This window comes from Vibrio comitans (assembly GCA_024346835.1).
In the GTDB taxonomy this organism is placed as follows: Bacteria; Pseudomonadota; Gammaproteobacteria; order Enterobacterales; family Vibrionaceae; genus Vibrio; species Vibrio comitans.
Genome location: AP024866.1, coordinates 1166624 through 1179446 on the forward strand (window position 1 = coordinate 1166624; position 12823 = coordinate 1179446).

Annotated in this window: 8 protein-coding genes; 1 reads left to right on the top strand and 7 read right to left on the bottom strand. The window is 42.4% G+C overall.

Annotation, left to right across the window (positions count from 1 at the left end):
- Positions 1-293: 293 nt before the first annotated feature.
- From OCU46_RS05375 to OCU46_RS05395, 5 genes are all read right to left on the bottom strand, one after another.
- Positions 294-1517 (bottom strand): HlyD family secretion protein, encoded by a 1224-nt coding sequence (locus tag OCU46_RS05375; protein WP_141272255.1) that lies wholly within the window; start codon positions 1515-1517, stop codon positions 294-296.
- A complete protein-coding gene (locus OCU46_RS05380; protein WP_141272257.1) occupies positions 1511-1855 on the bottom strand; it encodes an MFS transporter in 345 nt (114 codons plus the stop codon). The genes OCU46_RS05375 and OCU46_RS05380 overlap by 7 nt, the downstream gene beginning before the upstream one ends.
- A 221-nt stretch (positions 1856-2076) precedes the next feature.
- The gene (locus OCU46_RS05385; protein WP_141272259.1) at positions 2077-3573 is read right to left on the bottom strand and encodes an efflux transporter outer membrane subunit; all 1497 of its coding nucleotides are present in this window, start codon (positions 3571-3573) and stop codon (positions 2077-2079) included.
- Positions 3574-3577: 4 nt separating this feature from the next.
- Entirely contained in the window at positions 3578-6646 is a 3069-nt protein-coding gene (locus OCU46_RS05390) for an efflux RND transporter permease subunit (RefSeq protein WP_141272261.1), read from the bottom strand.
- Between the two features lie 11 nt (positions 6647-6657).
- Complete coding sequence (locus tag OCU46_RS05395; RefSeq protein ID WP_141272263.1) at positions 6658-7746, bottom strand: efflux RND transporter periplasmic adaptor subunit; 1089 nt, start codon at positions 7744-7746, stop codon at positions 6658-6660.
- 684 nt (positions 7747-8430) lie between these two features.
- Between OCU46_RS05395 and OCU46_RS05400 the strand changes: the two genes are divergently transcribed.
- Complete coding sequence (locus OCU46_RS05400) at positions 8431-11094, top strand: transporter substrate-binding domain-containing protein (protein ID WP_141272265.1); 2664 nt, start codon at positions 8431-8433, stop codon at positions 11092-11094.
- A 202-nt stretch (positions 11095-11296) separates the two neighbouring features.
- On the opposite strand, the gene OCU46_RS05405 is transcribed toward OCU46_RS05400, so the two are convergent.
- Both OCU46_RS05405 and OCU46_RS05410 read right to left on the bottom strand, forming a co-directional pair.
- The gene (locus OCU46_RS05405) at positions 11297-11680 is read right to left on the bottom strand and encodes a hypothetical protein (RefSeq protein WP_141272267.1); all 384 of its coding nucleotides are present in this window, start codon (positions 11678-11680) and stop codon (positions 11297-11299) included.
- Between the two features lie 85 nt (positions 11681-11765).
- On the bottom strand, positions 11766-12731 hold the full coding sequence (locus OCU46_RS05410; protein ID WP_141272269.1) for a DUF3187 family protein: 966 nt from the start codon (positions 12729-12731) through the stop codon (positions 11766-11768).
- Between the last annotated feature and the right edge of the window lie 92 nt (positions 12732-12823).

Here is a 12823-nt window from a genome sequence, read left to right on the forward strand (position 1 = left end):
CTTAGAAAGCGAGAGAGTTTGTGATATGAATAGTGAAGTAAGGTATTGAGCTTAGATACAATGACTTTTATGAGGCTCATTTTTAGCAGTGGTTCTATTATTAGTGTCGATATTGCTTCGCGAGCAAAATGGTCAAGTTAGGTTCTTCATTACCGAAGTCTCGAATCAGATTTCTAGAAGGGTATTAGCGCTTAGATGTTCGATAAAATATTGTGAAGGCAAGGAATCTGAAAATAACTGGTGGCCTCGAATACCAACAAGGTCCTGAATCTAATTCAGGACCTTGTTCATAATTACAAAGAGTATACGTAGTAGATCTGAGCTTTCATTCTTAGAATGATGCCACGAATAGCATCGAGGAATGATAAGAAGGGATGAGGTTTTTCGCCACTCACCCACGCCAGACCGACAGCACCAACAGGGATATCATAGCCTTCAGGTTCATTCAGTTTCAGACGAACAAAATGGAATTTGTTACGAGCATTCTTTACCGTCGTCTCAGATACTGAAGCCTCACGCCCCATACTACCCGCTTGTGCTTCACCTGTGGCCTCAACAATACCTTGTACTTCTGCAGAGAACACTTTACCTGGGTATACAGGAGATGCAAATTCTGCCATTTGACCTGGTTTTATATTTCGGATAGCTTGGTGATTAACACGCATCAAAACGTATTTCTCGTGGGTGTACATCTGCATACGCGACAAGATTCCCACGTACTGGCCTTCACGAAGTATGAAGTTAGTGACAAAACCATCAGCTGGTGCGTAAACCCTCGTCTCGTCAAGGTTCCATTGTGCTTCAGCCAAGCGTTCTTTTGCTTCTTCAAGATCAGCCTGTGCATTCATTAGATGCAATTTTGACTTATCTACATTGACCTTAGCTCGCGCAATTTCTACTTCGCTACGTGCTATTTGACTGCGTAATGACGATATTTTATTTTCTGCCAATGCCACAACAGTGCTCTGCTCATCCATAAGGCTTTCAGTGACAGTGTGTTTTGCTTTAGCATTCTGTTTTTGATAACGAGTTAGGGTGGTTTTTTGCAGCTTGTACTCTTTGATTGCTGACGACAATTCAACCTTGGCAATATCAAGGTTAATCAGCGTCGTGTTGTAATCCGTTTCAGAAAGCTGGATATCTTCGCTCGCCACGTTGTACGCCACTTCTGCAGCCTTTAGCTGCGTCGCTGCTTTATCTCGTGCAATTTCATAAATTTCAGGGTCTATTTCAAAGATTAAATCGCCTTTTTTCACTTCAGTATTTGGCTCGATGTGGACCTTTTTCACTTTACCCTTAATCCCAGTATTACCCGGTCTCAACTGTACGTGAGGGGATTGCACTACCGATCCGCCAGACATATCCATAGGCGTATAGTTGATTAGACCTATCCACACGAACCCGAGCCATAAGCCACCACCAATATAAGCAAAAGCTTTAAATGGTTTGCCCCACGGCACTCCTAATAGTCGGAGTATATAGATAAATAGAGCCCAAATGGCTAGACCTTCTAACATGACTCTTTTCCTTCTTTTGTGATTGGGTTGCCTGCTTTATCTAAAGAACCGTGACGCCATATATCTCTGACTCGGATAATGGCACCTTCAACATCCAGAAAGGCGGCAATGATGGCCAATACCCATACCCAGTGCCAAACAAATCCTATCCAGGTTAAAATTGTGATGAGTCCTATCTGGTGATGCCCACTGCTATGAGCCTTATGGATAGGTAACTCGTGTAATTTCCAGAACGCGATACATATCGCAACCAATGACCCAACAAGTACGACTGTCGCAACCACATGCAATCCAATATCTGCGCCACTTTCCACAAATGGGAGGCTGACTAAGCTCATAATGACTCCTTATAATTCTTACTTCGGATTCACTGATAACTGCCGCCTATAAGCTTGTGCGAGCTGCGCAAATGGGGCATTCATCAAGGTATATATGAACTATAAGACTTGTGGGGGTACTGAAGTACTCGAAGAATTACTAGGTAGGGAAGAAGGATTTTCGGGTTATGAATGGGGATTGACACTGGCAATCAGAAACTGCCAGTGTCAGTGGTGCAAAGTTAATCTTCACCCTCTGTGTTTGATTGTTGAGGTTCAATTTCCCAGTTACCACCCAGAGCCTTGTGCAAACTTACTAGCACCTGTGACGTTTGCAGATTAGCCGATACCTGTGCATCACGAATGACCTTCTGCTGGCGCTGAGCATCCAAAACGGATATGTAGTCTACTAGCCCTGCGCGGTACAGCGAATCAGCTTTAGCGACTGCATTATCTGCTTCTACTAGAGTATCAGCAACGTAGGTTTCAGCTTCTTGGCTACTGCCATAGGTATAGAGCAGGGTTTCAACCTCGCTGATTGCCGTATTGACAGTTTGCTCATAGCTAAGTGCAGCAGCATTAAAGCGAGACTCTTGCAACTCTACCATAGCGTCAGAACGCCCCCCATCAAATACAGTCCAGCTTGCTCCGACACTTGCGACCCAAGCTGCAGAGTCACTGCTAAACAAGTCACTAAAGTCACCCGCTAATAGACCCGGTGAGCCGGTTAGGTAGAAACGTGGATACTTGTTTGCTACTGCTGCGCCAACATCTGCATTGATGGCAACCATTTCCTTCTCGGCAATACGAATATCTGGGCGGCTTTGTAACACATCAGATGGTAAGCCAATAGGCACTGTGCCCTTGAAATCAGGCACCTTGCCAGGTTCTGCTAGCAAGATATCCATCTCCGTTGCACTTTTGCCTAGCAAGATAGCCAAACGCTGTTTGTGTACCTTCATAGCAATATCTAACTGTGGCAACAATGCTTTCGTTGCTGATAGGGCTGCCTTAGCTTGTGCAAGGTCTAGGTCCGAGCCATAGCCATTTCTCACCAAACTTTGTACTAATTTTAACGTTTCTTGTTGTGACTCTTGAGTTTCTAATGCTATTTGCTTGCGTTCTTCCGCCCCTCGGAACTGGAAGTAGTTATGAATAACATCTGAAGTTATTAAGGTCACCATGCCTTCACGCATAATCTCTACTTGCTCTGCTCGCGCCTCAGCAGATTGCGCTTGATACTCTAGGCGGTTAAAGACATCCAATTCCCAAGAGATATTGGCACTCACGGATGTAAAATCATAGCTACTATCGATTAACGTATCTTGGCCAATTGCTTGGTTAATTTGCCCTAATCCCCCTGGAGTAACCAGTGGACCAACCAAAGGGTCATTCTCACTAAAACCGTACGTCGTGGCTCCCATGTTTACGCTAATGGTTGGCACCTTGAAAGATTCTATAGCGCGCTGATATGCTTGCGCTGACTTCACGCGTTCAGCCGCAATCAGCAATGATATGTTCTCATTTTGTGCAACTTTCACTAGCTCGTTTAGTGTCTCATCATCAAACTGAGCCCACCAACCCGCTGTAACTGTCTCATCGCTAGCTTGTGTCCCTTCAACTTGCTCTACCAAAAACGCGCTTCCCACAGTATCTTGAGGCGCCTGGTATTCAGGACCAACAGCGCAGCCAGCTAGAACCATACTCAAAATAATCGGTGATAATTTACGTAGTTTCATGCTGTTATTCCTCAATGACTTGTAGTGTTTCGGCTTCTTGCTCCTGCTTCTCTTCGTTTTGATAGAAGACTTTATAGAGCGCTGGCATAACAAATAGTGACAGTACAGTTGCTGCGAGCAGACCACCAATCACTGTTGCAGCCATTTGGTCGAACAGAAGGTCAGTTAGTAGTGGCATCATTCCTAACATTGTTGTCAGTGCGCCCATAGTAATTGCCATTGTTCGATTCATGGTGGCTTCTTTTATTGCATCAGAGAGTGATGCACCATTCTTGCGTTCCAATTCAATCTGATCCATCAATACGATACCGTTCTTAATAATCATACCCGACAAACAAATTGCACCGACTAACGCCATAAACCCAAATGGCTTGCCCAGTAGTAGTAGCATGCCAACCACACCTGTTGCAGCTAACGGCACGGTTCCAAATATGATGATAGGCTGTTTAAAACCGTTAAACATAGCCACCATAATAATGACCATCACGACTAGAGCTGTAGGTAACTCCATTAAAGTATCAACTATCGTTTTGTGCTCATCATAGTACTCACCACCCCATTCAAGGGAATAGCCAGGTGGTAGCTCAATAGCTTCGATTGCTTCTAGGCTATACTCTCTTGCGACCGCGACTGTTGCTCCAACAACACCTGCTTGTGAGGTAATAGTCGGCACACGGTTGCGACGCCAAATCATTGAGTCTTCGGTAGTAAACTCAAAACCATCGACCAGTTGACCTAGTGGTACGTTATGTACTCCAAGTAGTGATTGAACTGGAATAGTGTTTAGAACACTCATGTCAGCACCAATACCACGCACGCGAATTGGAATGATCTCGTTTTCCATCTTCATTTGACTCACAGGGAAGCCCTCTGAAGCACGTTTTAGAGCGATTGCAATATCTGTGCGGTTGATACCAGCACGACGCATTTTATCTTCGTTAATAATCGGTTTTAGTACCTTGCTTTCTTGTCTCCAATCATTGCGAATATAAGTCGCGTAAGGGTTTTGCTTTAAGATTTCTTCAGCTTGATGTGATAGCTCCTTCAATACTTTAGGGTCTGGACCGCTAAAGCGGGCTTCAATACTAAACTTATCTTTGGTAGCCAACTTCAAGTTGCGGAAGCGAGGTTCTGCATTGGTAAAGTTTTCTTTCAACCATTTGTCACCACGCTCTTGTAGCACCTTAATCGAAGCATAATCCTTGGTATTGATTAGGAACTGGCCATAACTCGGGTCAAATGGTTCCGGCTCAACGGTTACTGAGAAGCGAGGGGCACTAGCACCAACGAAAGTTGAAATATTGACAACCTCTGGTTGTTCAAGTAGCCACTGCTCAATTTGCTGCATATCCTGGGATGTCTGCTCAATTTGTGCTCCGTTCGGCAACCAGTAATCTAGGAATACAATCGCACGATCCGATGCTGGCATAAATACAACGGTGATTTTAGAGATAAGTAACACGGTGACTAATAGTACCGGTACTATCGCTGATAGTCCTTTCCATGGGTTGTCTACCATCCAGCTTACCGCTTTGCGATAAAGAGCAACGAACTTGGATTCTTTAGCCTCGTTTCCTTCAGGAGCTGGCTTAATCCAAATCCAGCAAAGTAGTACAGTGACTGTGACAGCGACTAACCATGATAGAAGCAGAGATGACATCATAATCTGAGGTAGACTTGCCGCAAACTCAGAAGCATCAGACCGGCCGGTCAATACTGGTAGAGTACCCATCATCGCGATAACAGTTGCGCCCAATAGCGGTACAGCCGTTTCTTTTACAGCTTCTATAGCTGCTTTGGTTCGGTCTATCCCTTTGTTAAGCTTAACAATGAACAAGTCTGTCACAACAATGGCGTTGTCTACTAACATACCTAGTGCCAAGATGAAGCTACCCAGCGATACACGTTGTAGGTCAATGCTCATCATGTTCATGTACACCAAAGTACACAGAATAGTAATTAGTAAGCTCGAGCCAACAATGATTGCGCTCTTAACGCCCATGAACAGCCAAAGTACAACAACTACAATCAGGACACTTTCAAGCAAGTTCGTCACGAAGTTATTAATTGACTTCTGAACTTCATCTGGCTGAAAAGCGATATCGTTGATTTCTACACCGACAGGCAAAGTTGCTTGATATTCGTTGATAACTGAGCGCAACTTATCACCAAGATCTACAACGTTAATGCCATTTACAGGACTTGCTGCTAGTACGATAGAATCTGTACCATCAAAACGAGTCATACTTAAAGGAGTCTCATTATAAGACATTGAAATATCTGCAATATCACCAAGGCGAATAAGACCCGAAGAAAGGTCACCAACTCCTCCTTTGATCATAAAATTAGCAACGTCTTCTACCGTTCTAAACTCACTACTTTGTGCGATACGTACGCGCTCGATACCTGCTTTGAAACGGCCTGCATCATAAGTCGTGTTTTGGCTATTTAGTTGAGCTATAACCTGTCCTGCTGAAAGATTAAAGTTAGCTAGACGTTCTTCTGGCAAATCAATATTGACGACTTGTTGCTGAACACCGTGTAGCTCAATTTTCTTTATTCCTTCCACTGTTTTGAGGCGTCTTTGCAACTCTTCAGCGTAGTTCTTGAGATCTGACATCTCAACGCCTTCACCAGACATAGCAAATAGCATGCCGTACACTTCAGAAAACTCATCTTGTACAACACTAATTTGAGCACTCACTGGAAGCGTAAGCTTCACATCTTCTACCTTGCGACGCAGCAAATCCCATTGTTGTGGTAGCTCTGTTGATACGATATCTTCTCTTAAATCAACAAATATCATTGAAGAGCCTGGACGAGAAAGAGAGCGCAACCTTAAGAGGCTACCCATTTCTTGAAGTTTAGTTTCGACTTTATCTGTTACGTGTTCCTCTACCTCTTTTGCTGAAGCGCCAGGGTAAAGTGTCACAACTACGGCACTTTTTACTGTAAATGTGGGGTCTTCAAGTTTGCCTACTTTGAAATATGAAAGGACGCCAGCAACAATACATAAAGTGGTAAAAAAGAGAACAAACGTTCGCTGCCTGATAGTAAATTCTGCAATATTCATACCTTTACCCTCTATTTAGTCGTTACGTCTATCATTTCACCGACCGGATCGTTATCTTCTAGATAACTCACTCCTGCGGTAACTAGATACTCATTGTCAGACAAGTTGCCCACAACGCACGCGGTTGATGTTTGTAGGTGGTCGATTTCTACAGGCTTTTGCATTGCTCGCCCATTCTCGATTATCATCAGTGAGTACTGACCTTTCTCTCCCTTTAACGCTGTGTATGGCACACAATATGACCCTGCTGAACTTAATAGATCCACAGAAACAGCAACGGCTTTACCCGGTAACTCATTAAGGTTTTTGTCATCAATTGTGAAGCTGACCGTGTAAGTTTGCTTGATAGGGTGAGGAACGGTGCCAATCTCTGATACTGTTGCTACATACGTGTCTGTTGAGCCATGCCAAGAAATCTCGGCTGATAGTCCACTACGAATTTTTGTAATCAGTGTCTCAGGAACATCAACTACAGCCTCCAGACTAGACGGCTTGTGAACATTGAATACCGGCACACCTGGCAGTATTTGCTCAAATTGTTCAGAGTATTGCTCTCCAACGACACCATCAAAAGGTGCTAACAGGGTGGTGTAACGAATCGCATCACGTGCTTTTTCTATATTTTGCTTAACCACTTCAATTGCGGCTTTTGAGCGTTGGAAAGCACTGCGTGCACGATCAAGGTTGACACTCGCTATGGCATTTTCCGAAGTAGCCTGTTTAACGCGCTTGTACTCTGATGCTGCCAGAGCATATGCAGACTCTGCTTCAGATAAACGAGCTTGTAACTCTAAAAGCACAACGTTGTAATCGTGATCATCTAGTTTGGCTAGCTTTTGACCTTTTGATACCACGTCACCAGGAGCAACGAATACTTCTTCGATCATGCCAGCAACACGAAACGATACGTTTGCTTGGTATTCGGATTGAAGGCGACCCGGAAAGTGCTGATAGTGGGACTCATTGACATTTCCTAGCTGTATAACATTTACAGGTCGAGCTGATTTATCTGCTACACCTGTTTCAGTGTCAGAGCAACCAAACGCTGAGGCCAATGCTAGCGCTATGGTTGAGACTTTGGCAATTTGATTAAACTTCATAACTCTCTCCCGGTATTTATTTGTTAATCGGCATCAGCTAGTGCTTTTATTCAGAACTAGCAGCACCCTAGTCGATGCCATCTATTTGTGTTTAAGAAGCTCGCGCTTTATTTAGCTTTCAATTTTTCGGTAAATGGATAACTTGGATTAAGTTTATGTGTTGAGGGCTTAAGTAAGTACTGGGCAATTTACTAGGTGTGGCTAGAAAGTTTTCTAGTTTTGAATAAATTAAGACTTGTAATCGCTTCAAATATATTCCGACAGCGAGTGAGTATTTGATGGCTGAACAATCCATAGTAATTGTTTCATCGTGTCAGTATCGATGTTCAGTGCCAGAGTGAGTAAATAGAACGTAAGCGGGGCTAGTTAGGGCCACTAGAAAGGGATTCTAGGAAGGTTGTGGCGGGTCTTTTATTAGCGGGGTATGAGCTACCACTATCTTAAAAAAACGCCGTTAATGTCCAAATAGCATTTAGGTATCTTTATTCAAAATGATGCTAATTAACGGGTAACTTTCAGCCAAGTAAAGAGTGTGTAGTTCAATTAATTAGCCGTCGTGATTCGAAGGAATCAGAATAGTTTCTTGACATCGAGGTTTGTTACGTTTGACACTTACAACAGTCCTAATTTTGTTTAATTAGCTAGGATAAGTAGTAGCCACATTTTCACAAGGATCGTTCAAAAATGTTGAAGCACTTTCTATCATTGGTTTTAAGCTATGTTGTATTTTTACCGTTTACTTATGCTAGTGGTGTTGAACTCAGTTCAGAAGAGCTAGAGTGGATAAAAAGTGCCCCTCCAATAAAGGTGAATAACGCCAAAGACAATGCACCTTTTGATTATATTGTAAATGGTACCCCTACAGGATATTCCGTTGAGTATTTACAGTTGCTGGGAAGCAAGGTTGGCTTGTCTTTCGAATTTATTCAAGGAAAGACATGGAGTGAATATAAGCAGTTTGCTGAAGATAAGCATATCGACATGCTGCACTTGATTAGCAAATCAGAGGATCGTCAACGCTACCTAATATACACGCGCCCTTATTTTACTGGCTCACCGACCTTACTTTACGGAAAGAAAAGTCAACCTTTGGTGAGCAGTTACGAACAACTTGAGCAGTCAACATTAGCTGTTATTAGAGACAGTGTGGAGCAGCGCTTTTTGTCGCATAACCTTCCTGATATTCAGTTGCTTGGAGTGGATAGCACTCACGAGGGCCTAAATAGCGTCTTAAAAGGGGAAAGTGATTATTTTTTGTGTTACCCAAGTATTTGCGACAATTACATAAATCAAAGATTTTTGACCCTAGTGGAATCTAGAGGGCACCTCAACATTGATGAATTATCAAAACCCAAGCAAGCTTACTTTGCTGTCCGAAACGATTGGCCTGAGCTGGTCGCAATACTAGATAAAGCAATTCTGTCGGTTACACCTGAGGAGAAAAAAGAACTGGCTGACAGATGGGTTGAAAAAAACAATGCACCATCTTCGGCTGGCAGTGAACTGTCTGAAGTTGAAAAACAATGGATAGAGAGCAATAAGCGACTTCTCTATTCTCAACCAACCAAGTACTCTCCTTACTCCTATGTTGAAGAAGACGGTCTCCTAGGAGGTCTCGCAGCTGACTTGGTAAAAAGCTTCAACGAAGAGTACGAGGTGCAAAGCTTCTATATCGATTACCCGAATTGGACAGACACTTATCAAGCTTTGTTAGAAGGTGAGATTGATTTCATACCAGCCATTAATATTAATGATAAGAGAAGAAAGGAAGTACTGCTTACAGAGCCCGTACTTACCTATTATCTGACCATTTTTTCTCACGATGATGGCCCTGTATTTAACAGCTTGGATGACCTTTTGGGTTATAGGGTGGGTATTAGTAAAAACTCATCTGTAGCTCGATTGTTGAAAACAAATTACCCAAACTTAACTTACGTAACCTACAACAATGGCGTGGACGTCTACAAAGCGCTCTCCAACGGAAACATTGATGCCACTGCAACCAGTCCGCACGTGATGTATCAAACAATCAATGAATTTGGCTTAGACAATATTGTAAAGTCGGCGGAAACTGAGTTTAAGTTTGAGCTAGCAATCGCTGTCCATCCTTCCAAGCCAGAGTTGCTGGCTCTTTTCAATAAGATGATCTTTGATTTAGGTGATAACCAAATTGAGGAATTTATGGATAGGTGGACCAATATAAAAGTTGTCCACAGAACGGATTGGTCCTCGCTTATCTATTGGATACTGGGGGTTAGTTTAATTGCAGCCTTGATTGTGACTACTGTACTGAGTATCAATAAGGCTCGAACCATAAGATTACTAGGTGCTAATGACAAGCGACTCACCAATGCTCAGAGGGTGGCAAAGATTGGTAACTGGGAACTCAACAAAAAAAGAGAACTAGTACAAGTTTCTCAGCAAGTAAGAAATTTACTAGGGCTCTCCAGTGATATTCCATTAACTCAGCAAGAGTACGCAAAGTTCATATTTGCTGATGATAAAGAAGGAGTTAGAAAAAGCTGGCTTAGTGCTCTTAAGACTGGTTTGTACCAACATGAGTATAGAATTGAAGTGGCTGGAGTTCAGAAGTGGGTACGAGAGGTAGCTGAACTCTCCTTTGATAAAAGAGGGAGATTTAACTCAGCCAGTGGCACGATTCAGGAAATTACTGAGCAAAAGTTAGTTGAGCTTAAAGCCAAGCATAACGAGAGTGAACTTCGGGAGCTAACCTCTAAACTGCTATACGTTCAAGAAGAAGAGCGAAGACGCGTAGCTAGGGAACTGCATGACGACTTAAGTCAGCGACTTGCCGTTTTATCCATTTCTATTGGTTCTTTAGAGCTCGACCCGAATCTTTCACCTGCTAAAGAGCGCCTAAGTGAACTAAAGCAAGACCTTTCTTTAGTAGCAAAAGACATTCATGGGCTTTCTCGCCGATTACATCCATCAATACTTGATGACTTAGGCCTAGTTGATGCTTTGAGGTCTGAAATCAGCAATTTTGCGGATCGAGAATTGATTGCGGTACATTTTGAACCAACTGACAAAGAACTTGATCTCAGTAAGTCCTCCGAGCTTGGTTTATTCAGGATTACTCAAGAGGCGTTAAGGAATATTGCAAAATACTCTGAGGCTTCAAAAGTACTGGTTACGCTCAGTTTTATTAATCAACATGTGGTTCTACAAGTTATCGATGATGGGATTGGTTTTAACGTAGAGGAAGCAATGAAGTCGCAAGGATTAGGATTACAGAGTATGACCGAACGTGCGCGATTAATTAATGCCTCTTTTGATATAACATCAAGTAATGAAGGTACGACAATTACAGTTGATATCGAGCATTAAGCATGAGGCTTGGGCAAAGGCGTATTGAGTTCGCGCTAAGGCCACTCTGCAAGCCAGTCTTACTATAGACTATGAGTGACTTGTAGTTAAATGCGAAGGAGGTTGGCTAGACCTAGCCCCTTCGCATGTCGTCAACTACAAGATTGAAAAAACAGAATGTAGTGAGGTTTCGCAATGGAATAGTTCGAGTCATTACCTAGCCTCAGCCTTTTAGTTGAGGTTTTCTAGTTGCTATAAAGAGATTCGAAGCTTTGGTAGGGAGGCTAATTAAAAACTGAGCAACTTTATTTCTAAGAAGTTTGTGACCTGACTTAATTCTTTGCCTCATCAACTTTTTTTGGAGCGCAAGAAATGCCTCTTCCAACGCACTTTCTAGGTTATGGTCTTTGTGAATAATAACGTAAGTTCTGTCTTCTAAATAGAGAGTTAAACTAACTTGGTGAGTCTGTGTTATGGTCTCAAGTTTTTCAATATCGCACTGTAGCAATAGGATGTCGATGTTGAATCGATAGAGATACATATGTTCTTCTTCGATGATGGCTCGCAAATCCGGTGACAGTGTTAGGTTATAGGTATTAATCTGCATCTTTGCCTCCAGCAGTTATCGCGTCAATAAGTCAATAGGTTGTGTCATTGCGCCTCTAGCAACAATTCGGATATGAGCCAGTAGGTTAGTCGATGTAAAATCTAAGGCCGCCGGTAAAATGGATATCCGTTGAGTTGTCCATGTTTCCCATGTTTTCAGTCGCTGATACCTCAACGGCTAACCAATCGTTGTAGGTGTAGCGATAGCCTAGAATGATTTCTTGAGACGGGTCTGAGAACTCACTGTTATCACTCAGGGCACCTTCATATATGTGGTATTGGCCAATGACTTCGTGATTGTTAAAGAATCGATAGGCATATCCCGCTGAGAACGCTAAGGTGGAACTATTGAGAATATTACTCATAAACAAAGCATCATCGTCATGAAAGGTGTAGCCTAAGCTTGAAAATAATGAGTGATTGTCTTTTCTGTATGCATAGTTTAATTGAATAGCTTGTTCAAAAGTGGATTTCTCAAATGGATAATTATTGACATCATTAAAATACAATGTGCCGCCTATAGATAATCCATGATTAGCGTTTTCCAGTATTTGATATTGAATGTAAAGGTGCATTGCATTCGCCATTGTTTCACCTTTAAATTCAGTAGCGGTATAGTTGTATGCTTTGCTTCGCATATTAAACTGATTTTCTGAAACAAGATCTCGTCCATTGTGTCCAATATCAAATGCATCATGAAAATCCGCTACAAATGAGTCTAAACCGTTATCTCCTGCCCAAGAATATTGATACGTAAACTCAGTCATCACCCTGTCAGTAGGTTGGAAATTAAACCCAACAAAAGCATGATTTTGGTAGTAGTCCAGTTCAAACTCATCACTTTGGGCCCATATGCTAGCCATACTGGCAAAAGCAAATATCTCGTTCTTTTCGTGATTAAACCCACTTCTCAACTGCATTGCTGAAGATGTTGATTGAAAAGGAGATGAGGCGTAGGTGCGAAGTGGTGTTGATTGAACCATGGCCACCGCTGACTGAGATATTAACAGAGCGACGAGCGCACCGATATTCATCGCTTTTAAATAAAACATGGTTCGTCCTTACAGTAATTCGACAGTAAGGAAATGTTAAATAATCAATTGTTTTTTATTACTCGATAATATACGGGTACTCGCTGATATAT

Coding starts and splice junctions, on each gene's coding strand:
- OCU46_RS05375 (WP_141272255.1), bottom strand. CDS start 1,517: ATGTTAGAAGGTCTAGCCATTTGGGCTCTATTTATCTATATACTCCGA.
- OCU46_RS05380 (WP_141272257.1), bottom strand. CDS start 1,855: ATGAGCTTAGTCAGCCTCCCATTTGTGGAAAGTGGCGCAGATATTGGA.
- OCU46_RS05385 (WP_141272259.1), bottom strand. CDS start 3,573: ATGAAACTACGTAAATTATCACCGATTATTTTGAGTATGGTTCTAGCT.
- OCU46_RS05390 (WP_141272261.1), bottom strand. CDS start 6,646: ATGAATATTGCAGAATTTACTATCAGGCAGCGAACGTTTGTTCTCTTT.
- OCU46_RS05395 (WP_141272263.1), bottom strand. CDS start 7,746: ATGAAGTTTAATCAAATTGCCAAAGTCTCAACCATAGCGCTAGCATTG.
- OCU46_RS05400 (WP_141272265.1), top strand. CDS start 8,431: ATGTTGAAGCACTTTCTATCATTGGTTTTAAGCTATGTTGTATTTTTA.
- OCU46_RS05405 (WP_141272267.1), bottom strand. CDS start 11,680: ATGCAGATTAATACCTATAACCTAACACTGTCACCGGATTTGCGAGCC.
- OCU46_RS05410 (WP_141272269.1), bottom strand. CDS start 12,731: ATGTTTTATTTAAAAGCGATGAATATCGGTGCGCTCGTCGCTCTGTTA.